Origin of the sequence: Variovorax sp. AB1(2024) (assembly GCF_037482385.2) — a bacterium.
In the GTDB taxonomy this organism is placed as follows: Bacteria; Pseudomonadota; Gammaproteobacteria; order Burkholderiales; family Burkholderiaceae_C; genus Variovorax.
In genome coordinates this window covers 5,543,982-5,570,305 of record NZ_JBBHKP020000001.1, presented here as the reverse complement: position 1 = coordinate 5,570,305, position 26,324 = coordinate 5,543,982, and the positions used below count along the sequence as shown (strand labels likewise).

Below are 26,324 nucleotides of genomic sequence, written 5' to 3'. Positions count from 1 at the left end.
GATGGATCTATCAAAGCTCTCTGACGCCGACCTGCAGGCGATGCAGTCGGGGGACATGTCGAAGGTCTCCGATGACGGCTTGCGCGTGCTTTCGGGCGAGCCTCCCGGCCTTGCACGGTCATTCATCAACGGCATTCCCAAGGGCTTCGCCGGACTGGTGGACAGCTTCAACAATGCGCCCGAAAACCTCATGAACTTGTCGCGGATGATCTCCGGATCAATCGCGACTGCGGCAGGCCATCCGGAATACGCTGTTGACGTGAAGCCGCCGACGAATGCCGCTCATGACATCTTGACCAAGGTTGGCGCCATTCGACCGGCTGCTGAGCCGACGACCGCAGGCGGGCGCATCGTTGACATGATGGGCCAGAGCATTGGCGGTGGCGGTATTAACCCTTCAGCCATCGCCCGCAATGCCTCGCGTGGCGCTATCGTTCCCATCGTGCGCGATGTCACGGCGGCGCTTGCGTCCGGCGCGGGAGCCGGCGCAGGGCTTGAGGCCGCAAGGCAAGTTGACACGGGCAGCGAGTCTGGCAATGCGGCGCTGCAGACTGCGGCCTCCATTGCAGCGGGCGCTGTGCCTGGCGCGTTCCTGGCCGCCCGTGGATCTGCTGGCGACCGCACGGCGGCGGCGCTCAATGGCGTTTCGAAAGAGCAGTTGGCAATGGCCGACGCGCTGCTGAAACGCGCTGCCGCTGCCGGCACGCCGCTTACTGGCTACGAAGCAATCCAAGCGATTACGGGCCTGAATCCGAAGATGCAGACCCAGCAGCGGGTTACGGAGCAGTCCGACGCGGCGGCGCGCAATCTCACGCCAATGATGCAGGCGCGCGCCGGTCGGAACACGACCGCAGCAGGCCGCGCATTCGGTGAAATCGCCCCTGTCGATCCCGCGCCAGACGCGCTGGCCGGGCTCCTGCAGCAAGGCGCAACGGATGCTATCCGCACGGCACACCAAGCGCGCAGCGCAGAGGCCGGCCCCTTCTACAAGGCGCAGCGCGCCAGCGATGCGGAAGCCATTGGCCTGGGCGAGCAAATTCCGATGCTCGCCGACAAGCTGCGCGGGCGTGAGCAGGCGCGGGACCAAGTTGTACAGCTCGGCGGGAAGAACCTGGCGTATGCCAACGAGATGGACGCCGCAGCATCCCAGTGGTCTCCAGTCCCCGGCTACCCGACCTTCCCGCGTCGCTATGCGCCGCAAAACGACCGGATGAACGAGGCAATTGCTGCAGTTCCCGAATTCGAAGCGGCCCGCCTTGCTCGCGTTGCTGAGATCGAGGCAGCGCAGGCTGCGCTGAACAAGTCGCAGGATGCACTGGCCGCAAAGAACTTGCCGGAGATCAGGACCAAGGTCACCGGCTATCTGGCCGATCTTGACCGACGCATCAAACTGGCAGGCCCGACACAGGAAGGGAAGATCCTGCAGGACCTGCGCGACCAGATCGCACCGGGCGGCGAACCGATCTTGCTCCCGTCTCAGTTGGAATCCGTCTACAAGGCCAACCGGAACAAAACGGAACTGAGCGCTATCCCGACCAGCGACGAAAAGACGGTTGCCGGCGTGATCGGCCCTTACGTGACTGGGCTCGACAAGGTGATCAAGGACATCAGCCCCGACATCGCCGCAGGCCGCGCAAAGTACGCCGAACTGTCGCGCGACTACGTGACGCCGATGGAGAAAGGCCAGATCGGGAAGCTCACTCGCTCGGATGAATTCCCGGTGCAGGCCGGCGTGTTGCTGCCGGAAAAGCCATGGGATGTGACGCCCGATGTTGTAAGCAAGACGGTGCGGACCATCGACGCGGAAGCGCCTGGCGTGCCGGCACGCTTCATCCGGCAGTACCTGGAAGGCACGTTTAACGAGTCGAACGGCGGCGGCATCGCGAACAACCCCAAAGGCGGCTACCAGTTCGCGAAGAAGGTAGCGGACAACCCCATGCAGAGGGAGAACCTGATTGCCGCTCTGCGGGCCTCTGGCAAGAGCCCTACGCCGTTGATTGACCTGCTGGACACCTTCCATGCGCAGGGCATGAAACCGGAGGTCAATTCGGCCACCGCCGCCAACATGGCTGAAAGCTCCATGCTGGGTGGCCGCAAGGCTGTGGATTTTCTGATGCGACCGATCCGAGCCATTCCTGGGCAAGCCGATGCCTGGCGCAACAGCTTGGCGACAAAGGAGCTGGCAGATGCGCTGGCATCCCCCGACTCAGTTCAACGCCTGCAGGAGATCGCGCGCGCAAACGGCACTTACAGCCCGATGAAGCAGCAGATGCTAGTCAATCTGTTGATGGGCCAGCGTGCCGCGCAGGACGCCAACAAGCCGCGCGTTGACGTGGACCTTGACCTAATGAACACCGAAGGGCGCTAACCGCCCGAATTGAGCCACTCGGACAACAAGCCGAGGGCTATCAAGGCAACCAAGCCTAAAAGCAGCCAGACCCAAACCATACATCTCCTTCAAGCGCCCCAAGTGGGCGCTTTTTGCATTCTAAGGACTACACATGCCAAGAAACGGAACCGGAACTTATGTGCCGCCGCCCAGCACTTGGGTTCCCGGCGTCAACGGCGTAACCGCGCTCACCAGTGATTGGAATGCTCTCCTGACTGACCTAGTGTCAGCCATGAGCCAATCGGTATCAGCCGATGGACAGACCCCCATGACGGGAAACCTCTCGATGGGGAACAACAAGATTACCGGCCTGGCTGCGGGATCCGCCAATACCGACGCAATCAATTTCACGCAACAAACGGGAAGACTTCTTCGAACTACCGTTTATGTGCGCATCGCAGGCGTTCAAAACATCATTGTTGATGGGGCGGCGCCGACCACGACAGCAGCCACCACATTCACGCCGCTAAGCAACACCGTAGCCGTGATCATTGAGGCTACTGGTGCGGGGGGTGGCAGCGGCGGGAATCCAACCACAACCGGGTCACAGCAAGCGTTTAGCTGCGGTGGGCAAGGTGGCGCATACGGAGTAGGCCGTTACACAACCGGATTTTCCGGCGTCACTGTGACCGTAGGCGCGGCAGGTGCTGCGGCTCCAGCCGGGGGCACGGGCGGCGCGGGCGGCGCAAGTAGTGTTGGCGCGCTCCTGACTGCGCCAGGCGGAAACGGAAGCCCCCCCGGGGTTGCAAATGCCGGTGTTGGTGGCACGAATGGACCAGCAGTTGGTTCACTCCCATCGGGGGCGAATATGTTGGCACTGCTGGGCGGGAATCCGCCACAGGTGCTAAGTGCCGGCATCGGTTTTACGAGTGCTGGTCTCGGCGGTCTTAGCGGCTCCGGGATACCGAATGGATACGGCACGGGAGCAGGCGGCAAATACAACGGCCTTGGCACTGCTTCACCGCAACCCGGCATTGCCGCAACAGAAGGCGGTCTCGTGGTGATCAGGGAGTACGCATAAATGAACCACGCTCGGATCGAAGATGGCCGAGTAGTGGGGATTTTTCTTCCGCAGTTTTATACGGAAGGCCCTAACGCCGGGCAAGAGATCCCGCTTAGCGATCTCTACCACCCCGATTTTGTTGCAACGCTGGTCGAGTGTCCCGAAGACACGATGGATGGAGACATCTACGACGGCGAGACATTCAGCCATCCTGCGATTCACATTCCTACTCATGCCGAGCTCGTAGCTCAAGCCAAGGCTGATACGCGCATCCAGCGCCAACCGATCATTACCGTTCTGGATGGGCTGCAGGCAACTTGCCTGACGAAGGGCGAGACGGCCCGCGCGCTGGCGTTGGAGGTTGCCAAGCAAGGCCTGCGCGACATCATGAACACCGATCTGTCTGCATGCGTGACCTACGAGGACATGCGGCAGGCGGTGAAAGCGGCGTACCTCGGACTGGCGATGGCGCTACCCGTGGACCTGAGAAAAGCCTTTTCGGACGCGATCAAATGATCTACCTACTTCTCCCCCTCAAATTGGCCTTCGGCATGGTCTTCGCGATCTGGATGCTGTGGGTCTTCTATGCGGCGGTCATGCGACTGAAGATGGTCCGCGATGCGGGCGGCCTAGAAGGCAAGCCATGGGTGAAGGCCTTCGGTTATTTCACGCTGGGAGTCGGCTTGGTGCTCGACTTCTTCGTGAACCTGGTGGCTGGAACCATCGTCTTCTGTGAACTGCCGCGCGAATGGACGTTATCCACGCGTCTATGGCGCCTGAGCAATGCCCCGCCGACTTGGCGCCAACGCTGGGCGCTCGCCATTCGCGTTGCGTTGCTGGATGTTGTGGATCCTGCAGGAGTGCATGAGGGGTAGACCATGAACCAGAACACACCTACCGATCCTGCAGCCGTGGTGTCTCGCTTTGTGGACTTGCGCGTTCCTCTCTGGGGGCTGGTCTGCGCGTCTTGCGGCGCAGCGTTTTTCATCATCTCCATCTACTTCTCAAACATGAAGTTGGTTGATGACGTGGCCGAGATGAAGATCGCAGTAAAGGCCGGCAATCAGCAAGTCACCACGCTAGCCGGCGAACAGGCTTTGCTGCGCTTCCGCATGGAAAACATTGAGGGCGAAATCCGCAGCATCAAAGCTCAATCGCAGGCCAATGCCGCCGCAGCAGCAGCAGCGACCCCATCGACCACCACTACACCCCGGAGGTTTCCATGAATTCGCTCAAAGCGCGCCTTGTCGCGTGGTACGACACGCACTTTGCCGCCGCTTGGTATCGGTCCTCTGCAATGTGGACCGGCATTCTTGCGGGGCTGGTGCAGTTCGCGCCTGGCTGGATTCAGTCGGCACTGGATCAATTCGACCTACTGAGCGGAGCATTCCAGTGGTCCACCCAGACCAAGATCATCATCCAATCCGTGTTGCTTTTCGTGGTTCTTCCAGCCGCGAAGGCGATGCAACAAAAGTCGATCCGTGAAGCCACACTAAAACAGGCTGTGAAGACTGGTGAAGTGACAACAAATGTCGGCACTGACGCGGTTCAGATCAACGTAGGCAAGGAGCAATGATGCAACTCGCTGATGTCATCAAGACCGCAATCAATCCGGCTTTCGCGATCTTGCCGGGCGGCATGGACACGCCTAAATCGCGTGTCATCGTCCTAACCACGGGAGCGCACGAATCGAAGTACAAGGACCGCGCGCAGGTACTCAACGGAGGCGGCAAAGGGCCGGCCCGTGGCTTCTGGCAGTGTGAGCGGAACGGCGGTGTAAAGGGTGTTTACACACATCCGGCATCCACCGGGCATCTGCACAACCTCTGCCAGGCCCGCAATGTGGCGTTCGACATCCCGACGATCTGGGCCACGCTTGAAACTGATGATGTGCTGGCCGCTGGCGTGGCTCGGCTGCTGTACTACACGGACCCTGCAGCGCTGCCGGCCACCGATGACACGGAAGGCGCCTGGAAGCTCTACCTTCGAACCTGGCGCCCGGGTGCATACGACCGTGGCACGCCGGCCAAGCGCGCTCAACTGCGCGCCGAGTGGGAAAACCACCATCGCGCCGCTAGAGTTGTCCTGGGGCTGAAGTGACATGGCCGCGCTGCTGAACCCGAAAGTCTGGATAGGCATCTTAATCGCGGTGGTGCTGGCCTTCACGCACTTCTTTGTGTGGCGGTCTGGAAAGGCGACAGTCCGCAATGACTTTGACGCCTACAAGCTGGCTCAACAAGAGCAGCGCATTCTTGCCGACCGTGCCCGCTCGCTATTGGCGGCAGCGCGGCAGGCCGCAGTCAACAAGGAGGCCCGTGATGGTCAAGAAAGAATTGCAGCGCTTGAAACTGATGTCGCTGGGGCTAGCGCTGATGGTGAGCGCTTGCGCAACGTCTATCGCGCCGCCGCCCAACGAGCCCGAGAGCTTTCCCGAACTACCAGCACAGGGACGGGTCAGCCTGATTCCGACCCCATCGGAGTGTTCGCCCTCTTGCTTGAGCGGGCTGACACGCGAGCGGAAATCGTCGGCGGCTATGCTGACCGGCTTCGAATCGCCGGGAGCATCTGTGAGCGGTCTTGGGACGCTGGACTACAGCCTAAGCGGCTCCCCTAAGGGCAGCCGCACCGGGCTGCCCTAAATGTGCGTGATCGCCAGTCCGCGACGAACCAAGCGGTCAAGCAAATTGTTCGGGCCGACAAGATGCAAAGCACCAACCACCAACAACTGCCGCTTCGCGGAAACGCCCCGCGCGGCAATGGTATTGGCCCAGCTCTCATTACGAGCGTCAAAGAACGCGTGACGCAAGGAGGGCATGGAAGCGAGCGGACTTCCCGCTTGTAGCTTCACCAAGGCCGCATAGTCGCAGGCCTCCCAAGCCGAATGAGTTGCCGCCAGGGTATCTAGCATCGTTGGTCTAGCCTCAGTCATCGCAAGTTCCACGGATGCCAGATCCTGCGCAGGTACGGCGTCAAGCAGATCAGCCACCGATCTGCCGGTTTCAAGGTAGGTCATCGGCGGCCTCGCGTTTGTCTGCAGGGCACCCGAGAAAATCGACTCCACTCCAGGCTGACCGCCGATCTCTGCGAAGGCCTGTCGCATTTTGATGATCAACGCGGCCCAAGGCTTGATAGCTTTGGTGTTGGGGTCAATGAACTGCGCGTCGAATTCGGCATGGTCATGTTCCATCTCGATCAGTTCGGATCCGTTGAATGCGTCGATCACCCACCAAGGCAACGAAGAAACTCCCGGCGGAAAAAGGTGAAGCGCCCCCAGGATGCGGGTGTTTGCTCCGGTAATGTCGTAGTACATGTTGCTCCAACGAGTGCGAGAGGCCGACTCTAAGCCCACCGGGCCGCCGGCGGTACGATGGCGATCAAATCCAATGTGCGCCAAAACGGAGGCTCATGCTCGTACTCGATTACAGCCATACAACCCTGATTGATGATGAAGAGCCGAACCGCTATCACAGGTGCATTGATGGCCAGGTTCGGCTATGCGCAGACGAAGACTTCGAACATCGCACGACAATAGGGCAGTTCTCCGTCATCATCATTGATGTGGAGTCGGCGATGAACGAGCAAGAGCGTGTGTTCGATGTTTTCGATTGCAGCACAACCACGATTGACTATTTCAGCCTTTATGACCAAGGTATGGGATTTATCCCAGAGGTCACTAAAGTGTTGAAGGGCGGGGAACGGTGGTCGCCTAACATGCTGATTCTCGACCGGCTTGAAATCCTTCCCGAGCATCGAGGCAAGCGCTACGGACTCCATGCTTTGAGATGGATGCAGTTCCACTTTGGCACTGGTTGCGGAATCGTGGCAATGAAGCCATTCCCCCTGCAGTTTGAGTACAAGATGAAGACCGAGGCTGGTCAAGCGGAGTTCGCGCGACTGGAGCTAGACAAGTTCACAGGCGAACAGCAAGCGGCGGTTCGGAAACTCCGGGCCTACTATCGGCAAGCTGGGTTCGCCAGGGTGCCGGGCATGGAATTCATGGTGTCGGATCCACAGATCAGGCTGCCCCGGCTCAAAGCGATTCGAGTTATCGAAGAACCAAATGAGTTCCGCAAAAAAATCTCTCGCCGCTCTGGCACTTGACCTCCACTCGGCAAAGTCAGCAATATTGCGGAACCGAATACCCCCTAAGTTGTTGATAATGCTCGAATCTGCGACGGACTCATAATCCGTTGGTCGAGTGTTCAAGCCACTCACGGCCTACCACCATCCCCCGTATCTTCTGGATTCCGTGCTTCGCTATCTCTGTAGCGCTGTTCCGCAATCCATGAACGTGCTCCGCAAATCAGCGGATCGGCTTCGCCTTCTTCCCGACTTCAGTCATTTGGCCGAGCAGGCCCTGCAGCCGCCTCGGCTCGTGGCTTGCCTCGGTGCGGTCTCCAGCACAAAGGCTCGAGTGCTTGTCCGACTTTGAAACTCAGGAAAAGTAGTACTTTGGGTTAACAAAACTCAAAAGGCAGCCTCCCCGCAGGCTGAAGACCAATAGTGCGTATCAAGAAGCCCGACAACCTTGCCGCCATCCGGGCGAAATTCGGGGTGCCAGCGCGCCGTGGCGGCGCAGTCGAAATCAATGGCCGGCGCGGTGTCATCACCGGAATGAGCGGGGATCTCGTGAAAGTGAAACTCCAGGGGACGGATGCCGGCCTGCCGTTTCATCCTCTCGAGATCACGTACCCGCAGCAGTGCTGATCGGGGGTGGCCGCAACGGTGGGCGCAAGCCTACAAGCGGGCCGGACGAAGCGTGGAAAGATTCAAGGCGGGGAGCACTGAACACCGATACCCGCGCGCGAAACCTTGTGTGGAGGATTTGCAATGCCGATGGATTTCCTGCGTCGCATCGAGGAGGCGCAATTTCCCCTCGCTGTTCTCGAAGAGGCTGACATCAATTGCGCGGCCGTGCTCGCCGCGGCGAAGTTCATCGATGCGAATCTTCCGGTGCCCGGCGGCGGTTCGAAGCCCCCTGCCGTCATCCTGCGCATCACTCCGCAGGGTCGAGCAGAACTGAACCGGTTGCGAAAGCAATGCACATGAAAAAGCCGCCTCGAGGGCGGCCCGGGGCCATTCCTGCCTTCAACCCGTACGTTCGAGCGGAATCGCATCAGCGCTCAGCGAGCCCGGCTGGGCGGCAAGGTCCGACGCGAAGGTGAACGCCGGGCCCGCCCGGTGCTGCTTGACGTGGTACATCGCCCTGTCCGCCGCGCGCAGCAGCCGGGCCAGGGTGTCGCCGTCGCCAGGGCGGCAGGCAATCCCCAGGCTCATGCCGACCGTGACGCTGCGGCCCTCGTATTCGACCGGTTGCGAGCCCGCCTCGATCATGCGGCGGGCCATGAGGCTCATGGCGTCGCGTGAGGGCGTGCCGAGCACCAGCACCGCGAACTCGTCGCCGCCCAGCCTGGCAACCACGTCGTCCTTGCGCAATTGCGCGCGAAGCCGTTGGGCGATGGCGATCAGCACCTGGTCGCCGGCCGCGTGTCCGTGCGCGTCGTTCACGCCCTTGAACCCGTCCAGGTCGAGCAGCATCAGGGCGAAAGGCTGGCCCTTGTCCAGCAGTTCCTCGCCGCGGCTCTCGAAGCCGGCGCGGCTGGCGGCGCCGGTCAGCGCGTCGGTGCCCAGGGCCTCCACCAACTGTTGCGTGCGTGCGGTGAGCGCCTGCTCGGAGCGCAGCACGAGCTGCAGCCGCGAACCCATGGCCACGGCGAACACGATCAGCTCGGCCACCAGCGCGCCCTGAGACACGTTCATCTGGTTCGGCGCCCACTCGATCCAGCCCCAGCTCGCGACCACGATCGCGCCGATGCCGCCCAGCAGCAGCGCCACGCCGAAGAAGTAGAGCACCGCCGGCCAGTAGCGCCGCCGCATCGCGATCAGCGCGCCGATCACCATCACCACGGTCGATGCAATCACCGAGATCTGCACCAGCCGGAAGGTCATCAGCGGATGGGCGCCCCAGTTGGCGTACGGAATGGCCAGCGCCAGCGCGACGGTGAAGGCCTGTACCAGCCAGTCCAGCGGAGGCGCGAAATGGCGCAGCCGCAGCAGCCGCCTGCCGAACTGCAGCTTGCAGATGGCCCACAGCGCCGGCCCCGCGGTGTAGGCGAAGCCTGCCGCCGCGGGCCAGTGGGCGAAGGGGTAGCGCAAGGCGTGGCCGTTGATGCTGCCGAGGGCCAGCACGCCGCAGGCGCAAGACAGCATGTAGAAGCCGTACAGCCCCTCGCCGAACACCTTGAACAGGACCAGCCCATACACCATCAGGCCGATCAGCACGCCGTAGGTCACGCCGTCGAACATGCGCTTGTCCTGCGTGGACTGCAGGTAGTCGGCCGGGTCCCAGACCGAAACGTCGTAGATGCGCGCGAACGTCGATTCGACCCGGAAGTACACGTCGTAGGTGCCCGGGCCGGGCAACCGGAAGCGCCAGGCCATCTGTTCGGACGCGGCCGGGCGGCTCGCCCACGGGTAGCGCATGCCGGTGGTGACCGGGGCGGCCAGCGCGTGGCCGTCTGCGTCGTAGGGGCCGTAGAAGCGCAGGTCGTGCGTCGAGACCGTCGGCACCAGCATGAGCCACTCGCGCGAGGCTTCGGCGGGGTCGGCCAGCCGCATCTGCAGCTTGAACCAGAGCACGCGGTCGGATTCCTTGCCCCGCAGCGGGTCGTCCGGGAAGGCGAACCTGGCCTCCTGCGGCGGCGTGCGCACCTGCTCGATGTTCAGCGACCGCGTCTTGTCCTCGAACACCTGCAGATGCCGCACGGCCGGCAGCCCGTTCGGCTGGTGCCGTATCAGCAGCGGCCCGCGCTGCGCGTCACCGGCCGGCTGGGCGGCGGCGACGGCTGACAGGAACAGCGCGAGCGCGGCGGCCACCAGCAGGCGCCAGGCAAGGCGCGTATCGGCGGCGCCGCGTAGGAAGAGGCGGGACATCATGGGATGTGCTGCAGCGGATCGGGCAAAACGGCGGATTCTCGGGGAAAAGCATGGCGCTTGTTCGCACCGGCCGGCTGCGCAGCATCACTATCTGCCTCTCTTGTGCGAGATAGTGGCAATGACCAAGGGTAAACCCTTGATTCAATCGACCCTGATGTTGCGCGCCCGGACCAGGGCACTCACCCGGCCCGTCTCGTCCTGCACGAACCTGGCGAATGCCTCCGGCGCGGTCCCCGCGGGTTCGAGGCCGAGCTGCAGCAGCTTCTGGCGCACCGTGGGATCGTTCACCGCCGCCTGCACCGCCTTGCCGAGCTTCTGCACGATGTCGGGCGGCGTGCCCTTCGGAAGGAACACGCCGTTCCACTCGACCACGTTGTAGCCCGGCAGGCCCGACTCTCCGAGCGTCGGCGTGTCGGGCAGGGCCGGCACGCGTCGGGTGGAGCTCACGGCCAGCGCGCGCAGCTTGCCCGACTTCACGTAGCCGAGGGTGGAGGCCACGTTGCCGAAGTACGCCGACACCTGCCCGCCCATCAGGTCGGTGAGCGCGGGCGCGCCGCCCTTGTAGGGCACGTGCATCAGGTTGACCTTGGCCTGCTCGTTCAACGCCTCGCCTGCAAGATGCGAGCCGGTGCCGCCGCCCGCCGACGCGAAGCTCAGCTTGCCGGGGTTCTTGCGCGCGAAGTCCAGGAACTCGGCCACGGTCCTGTAGGGCGCGTTCTCCGGCACCACCAGGATCTGCGGCGCCGTGGCCACCAGCGACACCGGAATGAAGTCTTTCGCCGCGTCGAAGGGCAGCTTGCGCAGCGCAGGGTTCACCGAGAACGCCGATGCGTCGTAGAGCACCGTGTAGCCGTCGCCCGCCGCCTTGGCCACGTTGTCTTCGCCGATCACGCCGCCCGCGCCCGGCCTGTTGTCGATGACGATCTGCTGGCCCAGCGCCGCGCTTATCTGCTGCGCGACGATGCGTGCAGTGTTGTCGGCGCCGCCGCCGGCCGCGTAGGGCACGACCATGCGGATCGGCTTGTCGGGCCATGCCGCCCAGCCCAGCAGGGGCGCGCAGGCGGCGATGGCCGCGATCGTCTTCAGGACGCGTGTTGTCTTCTTCATGCCGATGTCTCGATGTTCTTGGTTCAGGAAAAGTCGTAGAGGCGCGCTGGGTTGTCGACCAGCACGCGGCGGCGCACGGCTTCGTCGGGCACCCATTGGTGAAGCAGGTCGAACAATTGCGCGTCGTCGGGCTTGGCGCCGCGCTCGGTGGGGTGGGGCCAGTCGCTGCCCCACACCATGCGCTCGGGCGCATGCCGCACCCAGGCCCGGGCAACGGCGGCGGTGTCGGCGTAGCCGCCTTCGGCGCCCACCTTCGAATCGAGGTAGGCGCCGGACAGCTTGATCCAGGTGCGGCCGTTGTCCAGCAGCCGGCGCACGACCGCGAAGGCGGGGTGCGCCTGCGCATCCGGCAGCGCAAGCCGCGCGAGGTGGTCGAGGACGATGGTGCAGGGCAGCCGCTCGAGCAGGGCCGCGTGTTCGGCGATCTGGTCGGCGCTCCAGTGCAACTGCACATGCCAGCCGAGCGCGTGCATGCGGTGCGCGAGCGGCTCGACCATGGAGAAATCGGTGGTCGCGTGGGTCGGCGTGTAGAGCGTGAACCGGATGCCGCGAATGCCGCCTGCGTGCAGCCGCGCGAGTTCGTCGTCGCTCACCTCGGGACGCACGACCGCCACGCCCCGCGTGCTCGAGGCGCCGAGCGCGCGAATGGCCGCGAGCGTCACGCTGTTGTCGGTGCCGTGGATGCGCGGCTGCACGACGACGGTGCGCTGCGTGCCGATGCGCCGCTGCAGCAGGCGGTAGTCGCCTGCGGTGGCGTCGTCGACCATCGCATCGGGCGGGGCATGCAGCGCGAAGCGGCGGTCGTAGACATGCATGTGCGCATCGCAGGCGCCCTCCGGCGCGTTGCTCGTGGGCCGCTGCGTACCGCTGCTGTTGGGGCAGGCGATCTCGAGGCGCATGGCTCAGCCCTGGCCGGTTCCCTTGCCGCGAGAGGCCAGCACGGCGCCTGTGTGCTGGCCCAGCGTCGGCGCCGCGAATGGCTCCGGGCCCGGCGTGCGGCCGAACTGCACGGGCCGCGTGAAGCCGCGGTAGCTGCCGAGCGTGGGGTGCGCGAACTCCGTCACCATGTCTTCGGCCAGCACCTGCGGGTTGTCGAACATGTCCTCGACGGTGCGCGCGGCGGCGCAGGGCACGTCTTCGCCGAAGCGCTCTTCCCACTCCAGCGCGCTGCGTTCGGCCAGCGCCGCGCGCAGCCGGGGAACGATCTCGGCGGAATGCTGCGCGCGCTTGCGCACCGAGTCGTAGCGCTCGTCGACCGCCAGCTCGGGCAGCCCGACCTTGGCGCACAGCGCCTGCCAGAAATGCGGCGTGTTGGCGGAGATGTACAGGTAGCCCTCGCGCGTGGGATGCAGGCCGGTGATGCCGCCGGAGCGCATGTCGCGCCCCACGTCCTTGGGCTCGCCTTCTGCCCACACCATGCGGGCCGACTGCATGGTGAGCGCGGAGCGCAGCAGTGACACGCCGACATACTGGCCGACGCCGCTCTTCTCGCGCTCGTACAGCGCCGAGGCCACGCCGGCGGCCACCAGCGCGGCCGCGTAGTAGTCGACCACCGAGCCGTAGAGGATCTCGGGCGGACCGCCGCGCTGGCCCTGCAGCGCGCACATGCCGGTCATGGTCTGCAGCACCTGGTCGTAGCCGGCCTTCTCGCGCAGCGGGCCGGTCTCACCATAGCCGGTGACGGCGCAGTAGATCAGGCGCGGGTTGAGCGCCTTCAGCTGCTCGTAGCCGATGCCCAGCCGCGGCGGCACGCTGGGCCGGAAGTTGTGCACCAGCACATCGGCCGTGCCCACCAGCGTCTTCAGCGCGGCGAGGTCGTCCGCGTTCTTCAGGTCGAGCACCACGCCGAGCTTGCTGCGGTTCACGCCGATGAAGGCGCGGCTCTCGGCTTCCAGCGTCGAGGGGTACTTGCGCAGGTTGTCGCCCGTGGGCGGCTCGATCTTGATGACCTCCGCGCCCTGGTCGGCCAGCAGCGAGCAGCCGTACGGACCCGCGATGTAGGCGCTCAGGTCGAGCACGCGCAGTCCGCTCAGCGGGCCCGCGGGGCCGCTGCGCGGGGGCAGGCGCGCGTCGTTGCCGGCATCGTGGGGTGGGGCGAGGCTCATGGGTCTTCTCTCTTCTCAGTCTGCAGTAATGTTCTGTTGCCTGGCCAGCTTCTTCCAGCGCTCCACGTCGTCGGCGATCACGGTGCCGAACTGCGCCGGCGTGAGCGGCGTGGCGATCGCGCCTTCGCGCAGGAAGTTGGCCGCGATCGTGGGGCGGGCCAGGATCTGGTTGACGGCCTGGTTGAGCTTCGCGACCACGTCGCCCGGCGTGCCCGCCGGCGCCAGCAGGCCCCACCAGAGCTCGAACTCGTAGCCGGGCACCGCGGCGGACATCGGCGTGAGGTCGGGCGCGACGGGGCTCGGCTTGAGGCTGGTGATGCCGACGGCGCGCAGCTTGCCCGCGCGCACCATCGGCAGCAGCGACGGCCCGCTGGAAATCAGCAACTGGGTCTGGTTGCCGATCAGGTCGGTCACGGCCGGGCCCATGCCCTTGTACGGGATGTGCGCGATCTGCAGGTCGCCCACCTTGGCCTTGAGCAGCTCTGTGCCGAACTGGTTGACGCTGCCCGAGCCCGAGGAGGCGTAGTTGTATTGGCCCGGCTTCGCCTTGATGGCTGCGATCAGCTCGGCGGGTGTCTTCGCGGGAAACTCGTTGTTGACCGCGACGATGAAGGGACCCTTGGCAAACATCGCCACGGGCGCGAGGCCCTTCACCGGATCGAAAGGCAGCTTCGACTGCACGGCCGCATTGGTCGTCATGCTCGAGGACACCGCCACCAGCGTGTAGCCGTCGGGCGTGGCGCGCGCCACCTGCGCGGTGCCGGTGTTGCCGCTGGCGCCGGGCCGGTTATCGATGATCACCGGCTGCTTGAGCTCGTCGCCGAGTTCCTTGGCGATCTGCCGCGCAAAGGTGTCGTTCGAGCCGCCCGCGGGGTAGGGCACGACGATGGTGATGGCCTTGGACGGATAGGCCGCCTGCTGTGCGAACGCCGTGCCGACGGGCACGCATGCAGCGGCGAATGCAATGGCTGCGAGGGCGCCCGGGCGAAGGATGGTGGGAATGCGCATGGTGTGTCTTGTCTCCTGGTTCTTGTGTGTCTGCGTGCCTCGCCGAGGGGAGGGCAAGGCCTGTGCGTTCAGCCGGGCAGCAGCCCGAGCCCGCGCGCGCTCTCGACGATGGCGCGTGCGCGAAGCACGAAGGGGATATCGATCATCTTTCCGTCCACCACGTAGGCGCCGATGCCCTTGGCGTCCGCCTCGCGTGCCGCTTCGACCACCTTGCACGCGTGCGCGATTTCCTCGTCGGTGGGGCGGAACACTTCGTTCGCGATGGCGACCTGGCTCGGATGGATGCAGGTCTTGCCGAGGAAGCCGAGGTTGCGCGCGAGCTTCGCCTCGGCGCGAAAGCCTTCGGCATCGCGGATGTCGGCGAATGCGCTGTCGTAGGCGTAGACACCGGCTTCGCCGGCGGCAATGCGCACCGCGAACATCGCCTGCTGGATCGCTTCCGGCGCGCGCCGCGCAATGCCCAGCGGTTCGAACAGGTCGCCGAGGCCCAGCTGCAGCCCCTTCACGCGGGGATGCGCGAGCGCGAGCTGCGAGGCCATGCGCAGGGCAGAGGGCGTTTCGATGTTCAGCAGCAGGCCGATAGGTGTTGTCACGCCATGCGTTCGCTCGGCACGCTCGATGGCTTCCGCCGCAGCCTGCACGTGCGCCGGGCTCTCGGGCTTGGGCAGGTTGACCAGGTGCACGCCGGGCATCGCCACCGCGGCCACGTCGCGCTCGAAGTGCGGCGTGTCCATCGCGTTGACGCGCACGATCAGGGTCTTGCCGGCTGCTGCCGCATCGACGCCCGCCAGCAGCTGGCGCACACGGTCGCGCGCCTCGTCCTTGCGCGCTTCGGAGACAGCATCTTCCAGGTCGAGACAAATGCCGTCGGCGGCGCTCTCCAGCGCCTTGGCGAACAGCTCGGGGCGTGTGCCGGGAACAAAAAGCTTGCTTCTCATGCCTGCAGTGTCCGCAGTCCATGAGATTAGAAAAACACATGCTTTCTATGATCAGATCATAGAAAATCTATCTTCATGGAAACCGCCTACCTGCACAGCTTTCTATTGGTGGTGGAGTCCGGCTCGATGTCTGAGGCCGCGCGCCGGCTCGACCTCACGCCCGCCGCCGTGGCACAGCAGGTCCGCGCGCTGGAGCGCGAGCTCGGCGCGCCGCTGCTCGCGCGCGCCGGCCGCACGGTGCAACCCACCGAGGCGGGGCACCAGCTGGTGCAGCGCGGTCGCAACCTGCTCAGGGAGGTGAGCGACATCAAGGCGCTGCTCGGCAGCGATGCGGCCGGCGGCGAGCTGCTGGTGGGCACCATCAACACCGCCATTCACAGCCTGCTGCCGGACATCCTGGCGCACTTCGTGAAGGCGCACCCGGGCGCCAAGGTGTTCCTGCAGTCGGGCACCACCGCCACGCTGCACAAGGCGCTGGCGCAGGGCGAGCTCGACGCGGCCGTGTGCCTCCATCCGACCTTCGCGCTGCCGAAGACCTTCGACTGGTCGTTGCTGCGCGAAGAGCCGTTGGTGCTGCTCGCGCCCAGCCGCCTGGCGCGGCGCGATCCGCACGAACTGCTGAGGACATCGCCGCTGATTCGCTACGACCGCAACCTTGGCGGCGGCAAGCAGGCCGACCGTTACCTGCGCGCCGCGGGCATCGTGCCGCAGGAGCGCTTCGAGCTCAGCTCGCTGCTGGCGATCGCGATGATGGTCGACCGCGGGCTCGGCGTTTCGATCGTGCCGGACATCGCATCGCCGCTGCTGGAAGGCCAGCGCATCGCCAAGATCGCGTTGCCGCTGCCTTCGGAGCCTCGGCGCTTCGGTGTGCTGTGGCTGCGCGCATCGCCGCGTCTGAGGCTGATCGAGGGCTTCGTGGACAGCGCGGGGCAGGTCAGCGGAGGCAAGAGAACTTCACGCAGAAGTGCCGCAACCTGGGAGGCTCAAAAAAGCAGGCTATAATCGAGAGCTCAGCGGCTGTAGCTCAGTTGGATAGAGTACTTGGCTACGAACCAAGGGGTCGTGGGTTCAATTCCTGCCAGCCGCACCACCTGTTGAAAAGCCCGGAAGATTCGTCTTCCGGGCTTTTTTCTTTGTGGGCTCCGCCTTGTTCGCTCCGGAAAACCAAGAATCGGGTGAAAAAGGCAGGCTATAATTGCAAGCTGTGCGGCTGTAGCTCAGTTGGATAGAGTACTTGGCTACGAACCAAGGGGTCGTGGGTTCAATTCCTGCCAGCCGCACCACTACAAGGAAAGCCCGCAACGCAAGTTGCGGGCTTTTTTCATTTGGAGGATCTGCGTGAGCAAGGCATTCACCAAGGAAACCGAAACAGACGGGGACGACGACGGCGCCGATGGCGCATCGCCTCCGCTGCCCGCGGGCGGCAAGAACTACATCACCCCCGACGGCTACGCGCGGCTGCGCGACGAGCTGCTGCACCTGATGGACGAAGAGCGGCCGAAGATCGTCGAAACAGTGCATTGGGCTGCCAAGAACGGCGACCGCTCCGAGAACGGCGACTATCTCTACGGCAAGAAGCGCCTGCGCGAAATCGACCGCCGCATCCGTTTTCTCACCAAGCGGCTCGAAATCGCCGAGGTCACCGATCCGTCGGTGCATCACGGCCGGGACCAGGTCTTCTTCGGCGCCACGGTCCGCTATGCCGACGAAACCGGCGACGAGCGGAGCGTCACGATCCTCGGCATCGACGAGGCGGAAAGCGCCAAGTCGCAGGTCAGCTGGATTTCACCGATCGCGCGGGCGCTGCTGAAGGCGCGCGAGGGCGACGTGGTGAAGCTCGTGACGCCGGGCGGCGCGCACGAGGTAGAGATCCTGTCGGTGAGCTATCCGGCGCCGCGCCCGGCCGCGGCGTAACAGCGCCACGCCGCTCCAATCAAGGCCGCTCAGGGGACGGGCACGGTCCTCGATGCCGTCAGCACCGACGCGGTCCGGCGCGCGGCGCGCAGCACCGCATCGAGATGCGCGCGGTCGCGCACCGCGATCACGAAGCGCAGGTCGGTCGAATCCTGCGGCGTTTCATCGGCCATTTCGACGTGCGTGATGTCGGCTTCGGCATCGGCCAGGGTGGCGGCGACCCGCGCCAGCACGCCCTTGTCGTTGCGCACCGTGATGACCACGCCGGTCTCGAACGCGCGCGTCGGCTCGTCGGCCCATTCCACGGCGAAGAAGCGTTCGCTGTCCTTGTGGCGCAGGCGCTGGCCCACGCCGCATTCTTCGGTGTGCACCACCAGCCCTTCGCCATGCCCGAGGTAGCCGACGATCTGGTCACCGGGAATCGGGCGGCAGCACAGCGCAAAGCGCACCGATGAGTTCTCGCTGCCGTCCAGCGTGACCGCGCCCTGCGACACGGTTTCGTGCGAAATGAAGCGTTCGCGGCTCAGCAGCAGCGCGTCGGGGCGCTCGCCCAGTTCCGACAGCATGGCCACGAGCCGCTTGGCGACGATGCTGGCAATGCGCTTGCCCAGGCCGATGTCGGTCAGCAGTTCGGCGCGGGTGCGGTTGCCGGTGAAGCGCAGCAGCTTTTCCCACAGCGCCTGGTGTTCCTCGTCGTTCTCGGGCAGCTTGCTCAGGCCTTCGGCGCGCAAGGCCTGCGCCAGCAGCTTCTCGCCCAGCCCTTCGGACTCGGCGTGCGCCAGCGTCTTGAGGTAGTGGCGGATCTTGGAGCGGGCGCGGCCCGTGCGCACGAAGCCGAGCCAGGCCGGGTTGGGCGTCGACACCGGTGCGGTGATGACCTCCACCACGTCGCCGTTCTTGAGCTCGGTGCGCAGCGGCACCTGGTCGCCGTTGATGCGCGCGGCCGAGGTGTGGTCGCCGATGTTGCTGTGGATGGCGTAGGCGAAGTCGACCACCGTGGCGCCGCGCGGCAGCGCCATGATCTGGCTCTTGGGCGTGAACACGTAGACCGCGTCGGGGAACAGGTCGACCTTGACGTGGTCCCAGAACTCGGCGGCGTCGCGGGTTTCGTCCTGGATGTCGAGCAGCGATTGCAGCCACTTGGTGCCCAGGCGGTCGTTGCTGGCCGCGTTCGGCTCGGCGGCCTTGTAGAGCCAGTGCGCGGCCACGCCGGATTCGGCCACCACGTGCATGGCCTCGGTCCGCAGCTGGAATTCGACGCTCACGCCGGCCGGCCCCACGAGCGTGGTGTGCAGCGACTGGTAGCCGTTGAGCTTGGCGATCGCGATGTGGTCCTTGAACTTGCCCGGCAGCGGCTTGTACATCTGGTGCAGGATGCCCAGGCCGGTGTAGCAGGCGATCACGTTCGGCACGATCAGGCGGAAGCCGTAGATGTCGGTCACCTGGGCGAAGCTCAGGTGCTTTTCCTCCATCTTGCGGTAGATGGAATAGAGCGTTTTCTCCCGCCCCGCGATCCGAAGCGTCATGCCGGCGGCCGAGAAGGCGGTCTCGACCTCTTTCTGCACTTTCTGGATCAGGTCGCGGCGCCGGCCGCGTGCCTTGGCCACGGCCTTGGACAGCGTGGCGTAGCGCCACGGCTTCAGGTGCCGGAACGACAGTTCCTGCAGCTCGCGATAGGTCTGGTTGAGCCCGAGCCGATGCGCGATGGGCGCGTAGATGTCGAGCGTTTCGCGCGAGATGCGCGCCCATTTCTCGCGCGGTGCATCGGCCAGCGTGCGCATGTTGTGGGTGCGGTCCGCCAGCTTGACCAGGATGACGCGCACGTCGCGCGCCATGGCCAGCAACATCTTGCGGAAGGACTCGGCCTGGTTTTCTTCGCGCGTGTTGAACTGCAGCTTGTCGAGCTTGGTGAGACCGTCGACCAGCTCGGCCACCGGGGCACCGAAGCGCTCGATCAGCTCTGGCTTGGTGACGCCGCAATCCTCGATGGCGTCGTGGAGCAGGGCGGCCATCAGGGCCTGCGCGTCGAGCTTCCACTCGGCACATTGCGCCGCCACTGCGATGGGGTGGGTGATGTACGGCTCGCCGCTGTTGCGCAGCTGCCCCAGGTGGGCCTCGTCCGCGAAGCGGTAGGCGCGGCGGACCAGCTCGGTGTCTTCGGGGCTCAGGTAGTCGAGCCGCGCTGTCAATGCGGCAAAGCTTGCTGCGGCCGCGTTCAGCGCCGCCGGGCTCGGCTTCGGCGTGCCTTTGGGGGCATGGGACTGATGTTTGGCTACCGCGCTCATGGCTACCACTTTAGCGTGACCGCTCCGTGGACGCGTCCGGACATAAAAAAAGCACCGCATTGCGGTGCCTTTTCGTTGCAGGGCTGCGTCAGATCAGCCCGGCACTTTCTTGAGCATTTCGAGGCCGATCTTGCCTTCGGCGATCTCGCGCAGCGCCGTGACGGCGGGCTTGTTCTTGCTCTCGATCTTGGGGGCGTGGCCCTGGCTCAGCATGCGCGCACGGTACGTGGCGGCCAGCACGAGCTGGAAGCGGTTGGGAATATTGACGAGACAGTCTTCGACGGTGATGCGGGCCATGATGAGGATCTTTCTGTCTGTGAGCGGATGAACTCGGATATCAGGGGATGTTCAGTGCGGCGAATGTGTCGGCACGCGCACGGCGCTGTGCGGAGTACCGGAGCCGCTGAGCGTGGACGATCGCCTTGAGATCGAAAAGCGCGCGCTCAAATAACTCGTTGATTATAACGAAGTCGAATTTCCCCGCCTGCGCCATCTCCTCGGCGGCATTCTTCAGGCGGGTTTCGATCACCGCGGCGCTGTCTTCGCCGCGCCGCTCCAGGCGGGAGCGCAGTTCTTCCCAGCTGGGCGGCAGGATGAAGATCATGACCGCGTTGGCAAAAGTCTTGCGGATCTGCAGCGCGCCCTGGAAGTCGATTTCGAGGATGACGTCGGCCCCCTGGGCGATCCGCTCCTCGATGGCCTTCTTGGAAGTGCCGTACTTGTGGCCATGCACGTGCGCCCATTCCACGAAGCCGTCGGCCGCGACCATGGCGTCGAATTCCGTCGGCGAGGCAAAAAAGTACTCGCGGCCGTGCTTTTCCTGCCCGCGCGGCGAGCGCGTGGTGTGGGAAACAGAGGGCTGGACGGCTGCGTCCAGCTCCATCAGCGCCTTGACCAGGCTCGATTTGCCGGCGCCGCTGGGCGCCGCCACCACGAAGATATTGCCGGGGTAATCCATGCTTTCGCTCGTCATTCGATGTTCTGGACCTGCTCTCGCATCTGCTCGATCAGGACCTTCATGTCCACGCCAATGCGCGTGAGCTCCAGGGCTGCCGACTTGGAGCCCAGGGTGTTGGCCTCGCGGTGCAGTTCCTGGATGAGGAAGTCGAGGCGCTTGCCGATCTCGCCGCCCTTCTTGAGCAGGCGCTCGATCTCTTCGAGGTGCGAGTTCAGGCGGGTCAGCTCCTCTGCCACGTCGATGCGGATCGCGAAGGCGGTGGCTTCCGTCAGCGCGCGGTCCTGGGCGGCCTCGGGCAGGGTGCCGCCGGTGCTTTCGGTCAGGCCCATCGCCTCCTTCCAGCGCTCCAGGAAGCGGGTGCGCTGCTGTTCGACCAGCTGCGGCACCAGCGGCCCGGCCTGCTGCACCAGGGTGCGCAGCTGGGCCAGGTGGGCCTCGAGTATCTTGGCCAGCCGGGCGCCTTCGCGCTGGCGGGCCGACATCAGGCCGTCGAGCGCCTTGCCGGTCACCTCGAGCAGATCGGGGCCCCAGTCGCCGCGGGCGGCGCTGTCGCCGCCGGCCAGGCGCAGCACGTCGGCCACGCTCAGGTCGCGGGCGCCGGGCAGCCAGGCCTTGATGCTGTCCTGCACCCCGTTGAGCCGCTGGAGCAGCTTGACGGAAGGCTCGACGACGCCCGCCTGGGCGGTGTTCTCGATGGCCGCGCGCACCTCGACCTTGCCGCGCTTGAGCTTGCCCGTGAGCAACTCGCGCAGCGCGGTTTCATGCTGGCGCAGTTCCTCCGGCAACTTGAAGGTGAGATCGAGGAAGCGGCTGTTGACCGAGCGGATTTCGACCCCGAGCCGGCCCGCCGCGGAGGGCCGTGCTTCGGCTTCGGAGTGGCTGCCTGCGGACCCATTTTGGCCGCTGGCGTAGCCGGTCATGCTGTAAACTGGCATTGCGCCTCACTGTGGTTTTGCTTGCAAGCACCGAGGCGTCGGCACGGCGTTCGCTTGCCGCACCATCGCCTTCGGGCGAAACTCCCGGATTATGTCAAAGGTCAAGCCTTCGCCCCTGCTGCCCGATACGGTCATTGGCGGATACCGCGTTGTACGCCGGCTTTCCGCGGGTGGTTTCGGTGTCGTCTACCTGGCCATCGACCCTGCCGGACAGCAGGTCGCCATCAAGGAGTATCTGCCTTCGTCGCTCGCCACCCGGGGCCCCGACGAACTGGCGCCCCAGGTGCCGCCCGAGAAGCTCTCCCTCTACCGCCTGGGGCTCAAGAGCTTCTTCGAAGAGGGCCGCTCGCTCGCGCAGATCTCGCATGCCTCGGTGGTCAGCGTGCTCAATTTCTTCCGCGAGAACGAGACCGTCTACATGGTCATGAACTACCTGGAGGGCGCCACCCTGCAGGATTTCGTGGTCACGGCGCGCGACCTGAAGAAGCAGAAGGTGTTCCGCGAATCCACCATCCGGTCGCTGTTCGACGAAATCCTGCGCGGGCTGCGCATCGTCCACCAGTACAAGATGCTGCACCTGGACATCAAGCCGGCCAACATCTTCGTGACCGACGACGACCGCGCCGTGCTGATCGACTTCGGCGCCGCGCGCGAGGTGCTCAGCAAGGAAGGCATCTTCATCCGCCCCATGTACACCCCAGGCTTCGCGGCCCCCGAGATGTACCGGCGCGACTCTTCCATGGGCCCCTGGACCGACATCTACGCCATCGGCGCCTGCATCTACGCCTGCATGCAGGGCTACCCGCCCAACGACGCCCCCCGCCGCATCGAGAAAGACCGCCTCAGCCTGTCGCTGTCGCGCCTGCGCGGCGTGTATTCCGACAACCTGATCGAGGTGGTCGAGTGGTGCATGTCGCTCGACCCGCTGTCGCGCCCGCAATCGGTCTTCGCGCTGCAGAAGGAACTCAGCCGCGAGGGCGAGCGCCGCTACACCAAGCTCACCGTGGGCGAGAAGGTGCGGCTGTCCATCGACAACATCCGCTCCTTCGACAAGAAGGGCCTGCCCAAGGCTGCCGCGCCCACCACGCGGCCCGCATGACATCACCATGAAATTTTCCGTCTTCCAGGTCAGCCGCAAGGGCGGCCGTCTCAAGAACGAAGACCGCATGGGCTATTGCTACACGCGGGAATCGGGCCTGTTCGTGCTGGCCGACGGCATGGGCGGCCATCCGGAAGGCGAAGTGGCGGCGCAGCTGGCCCTGCAGACCATCGCCGCGCTCTACCAGCGCGAAGCACGCCCGATCGTGAAGGACGTGAAAGCCTTCCTGGCCGAATCGGCCATGGCCGCGCACCAGCAGATCATGCGGTACGCCAGCCACAAGGCCATGCTCGACACGCCGCGCACCACCGTCGTCGCGGCCGTGCTGCAGGGCACCACCGCCACCTGGATGCACTGCGGCGACTCCCGCCTGTACGTGGTGCGCGACGGCCGCCTGCTGACCCGCACGCGCGACCACTCCCACGCCGAGCGCCCCAAGCCGCACGGCTCCGACGCGCCCGTCAACCGCAACCTGCTGCTGACCTGCCTCGGCTCGCCGACCACGCCGCTGTTCGACGTGTCCAGCCCGCTGCAGCTGCAGCGCGGCGACCGCCTCATGCTGTGCTCCGACGGCGTGTGGGGCGTGCTCGACGACGCGCTCATCGTGCACACGCTTTCCTCCGGCAAGCCCGTGTCCGACGCCGCCCCCGACCTCGCCGAAATGGCGCTGCGCAAGGGCGGCGCCCACAGCGACAACGTCACGCTCATCGCCCTCGAATGGGAAATGCCCGACAGCACGGGCGACGACCGCAGCGGCGTGTCCACCGAAACCATAGAAGACGGCGTGTTCGCCTCCACCATCCAGGCCGGCATGCCGTCGGACAACGAGATCGACGACCTCGACGAAGACGCCATCGAGCGCTCCATCGCCGAGATCAACGAAGCCATTCGCCGCTCGGCCGCCCGCAAGACCTGAGCGCGCCGTTCGTTCCTTTTTTCCTCTTTCGAGTCTCAAACAATGACTGCTTTCACACGAAGCGGCGGCCGCGCCGCCGACCAGCTGCGCCCGGTGCGCATCACCCGCGGCTTCACCATTCACGCCGAAGGCTCGGTACTGATCGAGTTCGGCCAGACCCGCGTGCTGTGCACCGCGTCGGTCGAAGAGAAAGTGCCGCCGCACAAGAAGGGCAGCGGCGAAGGCTGGGTCACGGCCGAATACGGCATGCTGCCGCGCGCCACCCACACCCGCAGCAGCCGCGAGGCCGCCAAGGGCAAGCAGACCGGCCGCACGCAGGAAATCCAGCGCCTCATCGGCCGTTCGATGCGCGCGGTGTTCGACCTGGCCGCCCTGGGCGAGCGCACCATCCACCTCGACTGCGACGTGCTGCAGGCCGACGGCGGCACGCGCACCGCGGCCATCACCGGCGCCTTCGTGGCCGCGCAGGACGCCGTCAACAAGCTCATCGCCGCCGGCACGCTGGCCGCATCGCCCATCAAGGGCCACGTGGCCGCCATTTCGGTGGGCATCGTCGAAGGCACGCCGCTGCTCGACCTCGAATACACCGAAGACTCCGCCTGCGACACCGACATGAACGTCGTCATGACCGGCGCCGGCCACTTCGTCGAAGTGCAGGGCACCGCCGAAGGCGTGGCCTTCACCCGCGAAGAAATGAACAGCCTGCTCGGCCTTGCCGAAAAGGGCATCGGCGAACTCGTGACCCTGCAGAAGCAGGCGCTGCTCGCCGCCAACTGACCACCTCCAGGTACTGGCACCTGCCTTCAAGGCGGGCGCCACAGCCACTTTGACTTTCTATGAAACTGGTTCTGGCTTCCAACAACGCAGGCAAGCTCGCCGAACTCCAGCAACTGTTCGCGGAACTGGCCGTCACGCTCGTGCCGCAATCGGCACTGGGCGTGGGCGAGGCTGAAGAACCCTTCCGCACCTTCGTCGAGAACGCGCTGACCAAGGCGCGCCACGCCAGCGCCGCCACCGGCCTGCCGGCCATTGCCGACGACGCCGGCCTGTGCGTCGACGCCTTCGGCGGCCTGCCGGGCGTCGACACCGCCTACTACGCCACCCAGTTCGGCTACGCCAAGGGCGACGCCAACAACGTGAAGGCGCTGCTCGAACAGATGAGCGGTGTCGTCAACCGGCGCGCCGCGCTCGTCAGCACGCTGGTCGCGCTGCGCAGCCACGACGACCCCGAGCCGCTCATCGCCGTGGGCCGCGTCGTCGGCGAGATCGCGCCCGAGCCCGTGGGCGAGAACGGCTTCGGCTTCGACCCCGTGATGTACCTGCCGAGCTTCCGCAAGACCTTCGCCCAGCTGACGCCCGAGATCAAGAACGCCAACAGCCACCGTGGCCGCGCGGCGCAGGCCATGCTGGCCCTGATGCGCGAACGCTGGCTGCCCGCGTAATGGCCACCGTCTTCCCGATCCAGCCGGCGCAGCCCACGGGCGCGCCGCAGGCCAACGACGTGCTGCACTGGATGCGGCCCGGCCCGCTGCAGCTCAGCGCGCTGCCGCCGCTGTCGCTCTACATCCACCTGCCGTGGTGCCTGCGCAAGTGCCCGTATTGCGACTTCAATTCGCACGAATGGCGTGCCGCCAGCGAGGCCGACATCGACGGCATTCCCGAGCAGGCGTACATCGACGCGCTAGTGGCCGACCTGGACGCGGCGCTGCCCCTCATCTGGGGGCGCACCGTGCACACCATCTTCATCGGCGGCGGCACGCCGAGCCTGTTTTCGCCACAAGCCATCGACCGCCTGCTGGGCGACGTGCGCGCGCGGCTGAAGCTCGCACCCGACTGCGAGATCACGCTCGAGGCCAACCCCGGCACCTTCGAACGCAACCGCTTCCGTGCGTTCCGCGCCGCGGGCGTCACGCGCCTGTCGGTGGGCGTGCAGAGCTTCAACGACGAGCACCTGAAGGCGCTAGGCCGCGTGCACGACCGTGCGCAGGCCATTGCGGCAGTCGAAGAGGCCGCGAGCGCCTTCGACACCTTCAACCTCGACCTGATGTACGCCCTGCCGGGCCAGACGCTGGAGGGCCTGGAGGCCGACCTCTCGCAAGCCCTGTCGCTCGCGCCGCCGCACCTGTCGGTGTACCACCTGACCATCGAGCCCAACACCTGGTTCGCCAAGTTCCCGCCCACGCTGCCCGAGGACGACATCGCCTACGAGATGCTCGACCGCATCACCGAACGCACCAGCGCCGTCGGCATGACGCGCTATGAAGTGTCGGCTTATGCGCGCGAAGGCCATGCCTGCGGGCACAACCGCAACTACTGGGAGTTTGGCGACTACCTTGGCATAGGCGCAGGCGCGCACAGCAAGCTGAGCTTTGCGCACCGCATCGTGCGTCAGGTGCGCTACCGCGAGCCGCGGCTGTACATGGACAACGCGCGCGCCGGCGCCGCCGTGTCGCAGAGCGACGAAGTGGCGCTGGCCGACCTGCCGTTCGAGTTCATGCTCAATGCGCTGAGGCTGAAGGCCGGCTTCACGCTGCCCCAGTTCAGCGAACGCACCGGGCTCGCGATGACCGCCATCCAGCGCGGTTTGGAAGAAGCCGAACGCAAGGGGCTCCTGGCGCGCGACCTGTTTCGCGTATGGCCCACCGAACGCGGGCTGGACTTTCTGAGCGATCTGCAGGCGATGTTCCTGCCGGACGGAGAGTAGGGCGCCTGCATCGGCTTAAAATCTGCG

General features: G+C 65.3%; 28 protein-coding genes and 2 tRNA genes. 18 read left to right on the top strand and 12 right to left on the bottom strand.

The window, feature by feature from the left end; translation table 11 throughout:
- Position 1: 1 nt before the first annotated feature.
- From WIX39_RS26135 to WIX39_RS26105, 7 genes are all read left to right on the top strand, one after another.
- Positions 2-2,368: a hypothetical protein gene (locus WIX39_RS26135; RefSeq protein WP_409196220.1), complete on the top strand. Its 2,367-nt coding sequence runs from the start codon at positions 2-4 to the stop codon at positions 2,366-2,368.
- Between the two features lie 1,042 nt (positions 2,369-3,410).
- Positions 3,411-3,908 (top strand): hypothetical protein, encoded by a 498-nt coding sequence (locus WIX39_RS26130; protein WP_409196219.1) that lies wholly within the window; start codon positions 3,411-3,413, stop codon positions 3,906-3,908.
- Complete coding sequence (locus WIX39_RS26125) at positions 3,905-4,267, top strand: hypothetical protein (protein ID WP_409196218.1); 363 nt, start codon at positions 3,905-3,907, stop codon at positions 4,265-4,267. Before WIX39_RS26130 ends, WIX39_RS26125 begins: the two co-directional genes overlap by 4 nt.
- A 3-nt stretch (positions 4,268-4,270) precedes the next feature.
- Positions 4,271-4,618, top strand: coding sequence for a hypothetical protein (locus WIX39_RS26120; RefSeq protein WP_409196217.1), 348 nt, complete (start codon positions 4,271-4,273; stop codon positions 4,616-4,618).
- Entirely contained in the window at positions 4,615-4,968 is a 354-nt protein-coding gene (locus tag WIX39_RS26115) for a hypothetical protein (protein ID WP_409196216.1), read from the top strand. Before WIX39_RS26120 ends, WIX39_RS26115 begins: the two co-directional genes overlap by 4 nt.
- Positions 4,968-5,492: a hypothetical protein gene (locus WIX39_RS26110; RefSeq protein WP_409196215.1), complete on the top strand. Its 525-nt coding sequence runs from the start codon at positions 4,968-4,970 to the stop codon at positions 5,490-5,492. Before WIX39_RS26115 ends, WIX39_RS26110 begins: the two co-directional genes overlap by 1 nt.
- A 1-nt stretch (position 5,493) precedes the next feature.
- Positions 5,494-6,006 (top strand): DUF2514 family protein, encoded by a 513-nt coding sequence (locus WIX39_RS26105; protein ID WP_409196214.1) that lies wholly within the window; start codon positions 5,494-5,496, stop codon positions 6,004-6,006.
- Between the two features lie 21 nt (positions 6,007-6,027).
- On the opposite strand, the gene WIX39_RS26100 is transcribed toward WIX39_RS26105, so the two are convergent.
- Positions 6,028-6,702: a TraB/GumN family protein gene (locus WIX39_RS26100; RefSeq protein WP_409196213.1), complete on the bottom strand. Its 675-nt coding sequence runs from the start codon at positions 6,700-6,702 to the stop codon at positions 6,028-6,030.
- 95 nt (positions 6,703-6,797) lie between these two features.
- On the opposite strand from WIX39_RS26100, the gene WIX39_RS26095 reads away from it, so the two are divergent.
- Positions 6,798-7,493, top strand: coding sequence for a hypothetical protein (locus tag WIX39_RS26095; RefSeq protein ID WP_409196212.1), 696 nt, complete (start codon positions 6,798-6,800; stop codon positions 7,491-7,493).
- Between the two features lie 366 nt (positions 7,494-7,859).
- Here the strand turns inward: WIX39_RS26095 and WIX39_RS26090 are convergent, their stop codons facing one another.
- Positions 7,860-8,066 carry a hypothetical protein gene (locus tag WIX39_RS26090; protein WP_409196211.1) on the bottom strand — a complete coding sequence of 69 codons (207 nt, stop codon included), beginning with the start codon at positions 8,064-8,066 and terminating at the stop codon, positions 7,860-7,862.
- Between the two features lie 156 nt (positions 8,067-8,222).
- Between WIX39_RS26090 and WIX39_RS26085 the strand changes: the two genes are divergently transcribed.
- Positions 8,223-8,441 carry a hypothetical protein gene (locus tag WIX39_RS26085; RefSeq protein ID WP_409196210.1) on the top strand — a complete coding sequence of 73 codons (219 nt, stop codon included), beginning with the start codon at positions 8,223-8,225 and terminating at the stop codon, positions 8,439-8,441.
- Between the two features lie 39 nt (positions 8,442-8,480).
- Here the strand turns inward: WIX39_RS26085 and WIX39_RS26080 are convergent, their stop codons facing one another.
- The 6 genes from WIX39_RS26080 to WIX39_RS26055 form a co-directional block, all read right to left on the bottom strand.
- Entirely contained in the window at positions 8,481-10,328 is a 1,848-nt protein-coding gene (locus tag WIX39_RS26080; protein WP_409196209.1) for a diguanylate cyclase domain-containing protein, read from the bottom strand.
- Between the two features lie 141 nt (positions 10,329-10,469).
- Positions 10,470-11,435, bottom strand: a complete 966-nt coding sequence (locus WIX39_RS26075; RefSeq protein ID WP_409196208.1) for a Bug family tripartite tricarboxylate transporter substrate binding protein — start codon at positions 11,433-11,435, stop codon at positions 10,470-10,472.
- 23 nt (positions 11,436-11,458) lie between these two features.
- Positions 11,459-12,334, bottom strand: a complete 876-nt coding sequence (locus tag WIX39_RS26070; RefSeq protein ID WP_409196207.1) for an amidohydrolase family protein — start codon at positions 12,332-12,334, stop codon at positions 11,459-11,461.
- A gap of 3 nt (positions 12,335-12,337) precedes the next feature.
- Positions 12,338-13,540, bottom strand: a complete 1,203-nt coding sequence (locus WIX39_RS26065) for a CaiB/BaiF CoA transferase family protein (RefSeq protein WP_081269844.1) — start codon at positions 13,538-13,540, stop codon at positions 12,338-12,340.
- Between the two features lie 15 nt (positions 13,541-13,555).
- Positions 13,556-14,548, bottom strand: a complete 993-nt coding sequence (locus WIX39_RS26060) for a tripartite tricarboxylate transporter substrate binding protein (RefSeq protein ID WP_409196206.1) — start codon at positions 14,546-14,548, stop codon at positions 13,556-13,558.
- Positions 14,549-14,616: 68 nt separating this feature from the next.
- On the bottom strand, positions 14,617-15,486 hold the full coding sequence (locus WIX39_RS26055; RefSeq protein ID WP_409196205.1) for an HpcH/HpaI aldolase/citrate lyase family protein: 870 nt from the start codon (positions 15,484-15,486) through the stop codon (positions 14,617-14,619).
- 75 nt (positions 15,487-15,561) lie between these two features.
- Here WIX39_RS26055 and WIX39_RS26050 point away from each other — a divergent pair, with 75 nt between their 5' ends.
- The 4 genes from WIX39_RS26050 to greB all read left to right on the top strand — a co-directional run bounded on the left by WIX39_RS26050 (position 15,562) and on the right by greB (position 17,400).
- Positions 15,562-16,488, top strand: coding sequence for a LysR family transcriptional regulator (locus WIX39_RS26050; RefSeq protein WP_409196204.1), 927 nt, complete (start codon positions 15,562-15,564; stop codon positions 16,486-16,488).
- An 11-nt stretch (positions 16,489-16,499) separates the two neighbouring features.
- Positions 16,500-16,576, top strand: a tRNA-Arg gene (locus WIX39_RS26045).
- 116 nt (positions 16,577-16,692) lie between these two features.
- Positions 16,693-16,769, top strand: a tRNA-Arg gene (locus WIX39_RS26040).
- 55 nt (positions 16,770-16,824) lie between these two features.
- Positions 16,825-17,400 carry a transcription elongation factor GreB gene (gene greB / locus WIX39_RS26035; protein ID WP_285410008.1) on the top strand — a complete coding sequence of 192 codons (576 nt, stop codon included), beginning with the start codon at positions 16,825-16,827 and terminating at the stop codon, positions 17,398-17,400.
- A gap of 29 nt (positions 17,401-17,429) precedes the next feature.
- On the opposite strand, the gene WIX39_RS26030 is transcribed toward greB, so the two are convergent.
- From WIX39_RS26030 to WIX39_RS26015, 4 genes are all read right to left on the bottom strand, one after another.
- Complete coding sequence (locus WIX39_RS26030) at positions 17,430-19,685, bottom strand: RelA/SpoT family protein (RefSeq protein WP_081269839.1); 2,256 nt, start codon at positions 19,683-19,685, stop codon at positions 17,430-17,432.
- 93 nt (positions 19,686-19,778) lie between these two features.
- Complete coding sequence (gene rpoZ / locus WIX39_RS26025) at positions 19,779-19,982, bottom strand: DNA-directed RNA polymerase subunit omega (protein WP_007835875.1); 204 nt, start codon at positions 19,980-19,982, stop codon at positions 19,779-19,781.
- Between the two features lie 40 nt (positions 19,983-20,022).
- On the bottom strand, positions 20,023-20,643 hold the full coding sequence (gene gmk / locus WIX39_RS26020; protein ID WP_081269990.1) for a guanylate kinase: 621 nt from the start codon (positions 20,641-20,643) through the stop codon (positions 20,023-20,025).
- 11 nt (positions 20,644-20,654) lie between these two features.
- Positions 20,655-21,578 (bottom strand): YicC/YloC family endoribonuclease, encoded by a 924-nt coding sequence (locus tag WIX39_RS26015; RefSeq protein ID WP_409196203.1) that lies wholly within the window; start codon positions 21,576-21,578, stop codon positions 20,655-20,657.
- 91 nt (positions 21,579-21,669) lie between these two features.
- On the opposite strand from WIX39_RS26015, the gene WIX39_RS26010 reads away from it, so the two are divergent.
- Genes WIX39_RS26010 through hemW form a run of 5 tightly spaced genes read left to right on the top strand, consistent with a single transcriptional unit; the run spans position 21,670 to position 26,297 of the window.
- Positions 21,670-22,677 (top strand): serine/threonine protein kinase, encoded by a 1,008-nt coding sequence (locus WIX39_RS26010; protein WP_081269837.1) that lies wholly within the window; start codon positions 21,670-21,672, stop codon positions 22,675-22,677.
- 7 nt (positions 22,678-22,684) lie between these two features.
- Positions 22,685-23,593 (top strand): PP2C family protein-serine/threonine phosphatase, encoded by a 909-nt coding sequence (locus tag WIX39_RS26005; protein ID WP_081269836.1) that lies wholly within the window; start codon positions 22,685-22,687, stop codon positions 23,591-23,593.
- A gap of 42 nt (positions 23,594-23,635) precedes the next feature.
- A complete protein-coding gene (gene rph / locus WIX39_RS26000) occupies positions 23,636-24,370 on the top strand; it encodes a ribonuclease PH (RefSeq protein WP_285410017.1) in 735 nt (244 codons plus the stop codon).
- A 59-nt stretch (positions 24,371-24,429) separates the two neighbouring features.
- The gene (gene rdgB, locus WIX39_RS25995) at positions 24,430-25,035 is read left to right on the top strand and encodes an RdgB/HAM1 family non-canonical purine NTP pyrophosphatase (protein ID WP_409196202.1); all 606 of its coding nucleotides are present in this window, start codon (positions 24,430-24,432) and stop codon (positions 25,033-25,035) included.
- Positions 25,035-26,297, top strand: a complete 1,263-nt coding sequence (gene hemW / locus WIX39_RS25990; RefSeq protein WP_081269833.1) for a radical SAM family heme chaperone HemW — start codon at positions 25,035-25,037, stop codon at positions 26,295-26,297. The genes rdgB and hemW overlap by 1 nt, the downstream gene beginning before the upstream one ends.
- Positions 26,298-26,324 lie beyond the last annotated feature (27 nt).

Excerpts from the sequence above, each read along its gene's own strand:
- WIX39_RS26135 (WP_409196220.1), top strand. The coding sequence starts at position 2 with ATGGATCTATCAAAGCTCTCTGACGCCGACCTGCAGGCGATGCAGTCG.
- WIX39_RS26130 (WP_409196219.1), top strand. The coding sequence starts at position 3,411 with ATGAACCACGCTCGGATCGAAGATGGCCGAGTAGTGGGGATTTTTCTT.
- WIX39_RS26125 (WP_409196218.1), top strand. The coding sequence starts at position 3,905 with ATGATCTACCTACTTCTCCCCCTCAAATTGGCCTTCGGCATGGTCTTC.
- WIX39_RS26120 (WP_409196217.1), top strand. The coding sequence starts at position 4,271 with ATGAACCAGAACACACCTACCGATCCTGCAGCCGTGGTGTCTCGCTTT.
- WIX39_RS26115 (WP_409196216.1), top strand. The coding sequence starts at position 4,615 with ATGAATTCGCTCAAAGCGCGCCTTGTCGCGTGGTACGACACGCACTTT.
- WIX39_RS26110 (WP_409196215.1), top strand. The coding sequence starts at position 4,968 with ATGCAACTCGCTGATGTCATCAAGACCGCAATCAATCCGGCTTTCGCG.
- WIX39_RS26105 (WP_409196214.1), top strand. The coding sequence starts at position 5,494 with ATGGCCGCGCTGCTGAACCCGAAAGTCTGGATAGGCATCTTAATCGCG.
- WIX39_RS26100 (WP_409196213.1), bottom strand. The coding sequence starts at position 6,702 with ATGTACTACGACATTACCGGAGCAAACACCCGCATCCTGGGGGCGCTT.
- WIX39_RS26095 (WP_409196212.1), top strand. The coding sequence starts at position 6,798 with ATGCTCGTACTCGATTACAGCCATACAACCCTGATTGATGATGAAGAG.
- WIX39_RS26090 (WP_409196211.1), bottom strand. The coding sequence starts at position 8,066 with ATGAAACGGCAGGCCGGCATCCGTCCCCTGGAGTTTCACTTTCACGAG.
- WIX39_RS26085 (WP_409196210.1), top strand. The coding sequence starts at position 8,223 with ATGCCGATGGATTTCCTGCGTCGCATCGAGGAGGCGCAATTTCCCCTC.
- WIX39_RS26080 (WP_409196209.1), bottom strand. The coding sequence starts at position 10,328 with ATGATGTCCCGCCTCTTCCTACGCGGCGCCGCCGATACGCGCCTTGCC.
- WIX39_RS26075 (WP_409196208.1), bottom strand. The coding sequence starts at position 11,435 with ATGAAGAAGACAACACGCGTCCTGAAGACGATCGCGGCCATCGCCGCC.
- WIX39_RS26070 (WP_409196207.1), bottom strand. The coding sequence starts at position 12,334 with ATGCGCCTCGAGATCGCCTGCCCCAACAGCAGCGGTACGCAGCGGCCC.
- WIX39_RS26065 (WP_081269844.1), bottom strand. The coding sequence starts at position 13,540 with ATGAGCCTCGCCCCACCCCACGATGCCGGCAACGACGCGCGCCTGCCC.
- WIX39_RS26060 (WP_409196206.1), bottom strand. The coding sequence starts at position 14,548 with ATGCGCATTCCCACCATCCTTCGCCCGGGCGCCCTCGCAGCCATTGCA.
- WIX39_RS26055 (WP_409196205.1), bottom strand. The coding sequence starts at position 15,486 with ATGAGAAGCAAGCTTTTTGTTCCCGGCACACGCCCCGAGCTGTTCGCC.
- WIX39_RS26050 (WP_409196204.1), top strand. The coding sequence starts at position 15,562 with ATGGAAACCGCCTACCTGCACAGCTTTCTATTGGTGGTGGAGTCCGGC.
- WIX39_RS26030 (WP_081269839.1), bottom strand. The coding sequence starts at position 19,685 with ATGAGCGCGGTAGCCAAACATCAGTCCCATGCCCCCAAAGGCACGCCG.
- rpoZ (WP_007835875.1), bottom strand. The coding sequence starts at position 19,982 with ATGGCCCGCATCACCGTCGAAGACTGTCTCGTCAATATTCCCAACCGC.
- gmk (WP_081269990.1), bottom strand. The coding sequence starts at position 20,643 with ATGGATTACCCCGGCAATATCTTCGTGGTGGCGGCGCCCAGCGGCGCC.
- WIX39_RS26015 (WP_409196203.1), bottom strand. The coding sequence starts at position 21,578 with ATGCCAGTTTACAGCATGACCGGCTACGCCAGCGGCCAAAATGGGTCC.
- WIX39_RS26010 (WP_081269837.1), top strand. The coding sequence starts at position 21,670 with ATGTCAAAGGTCAAGCCTTCGCCCCTGCTGCCCGATACGGTCATTGGC.
- WIX39_RS26005 (WP_081269836.1), top strand. The coding sequence starts at position 22,685 with ATGAAATTTTCCGTCTTCCAGGTCAGCCGCAAGGGCGGCCGTCTCAAG.
- rph (WP_285410017.1), top strand. The coding sequence starts at position 23,636 with ATGACTGCTTTCACACGAAGCGGCGGCCGCGCCGCCGACCAGCTGCGC.
- rdgB (WP_409196202.1), top strand. The coding sequence starts at position 24,430 with ATGAAACTGGTTCTGGCTTCCAACAACGCAGGCAAGCTCGCCGAACTC.
- hemW (WP_081269833.1), top strand. The coding sequence starts at position 25,035 with ATGGCCACCGTCTTCCCGATCCAGCCGGCGCAGCCCACGGGCGCGCCG.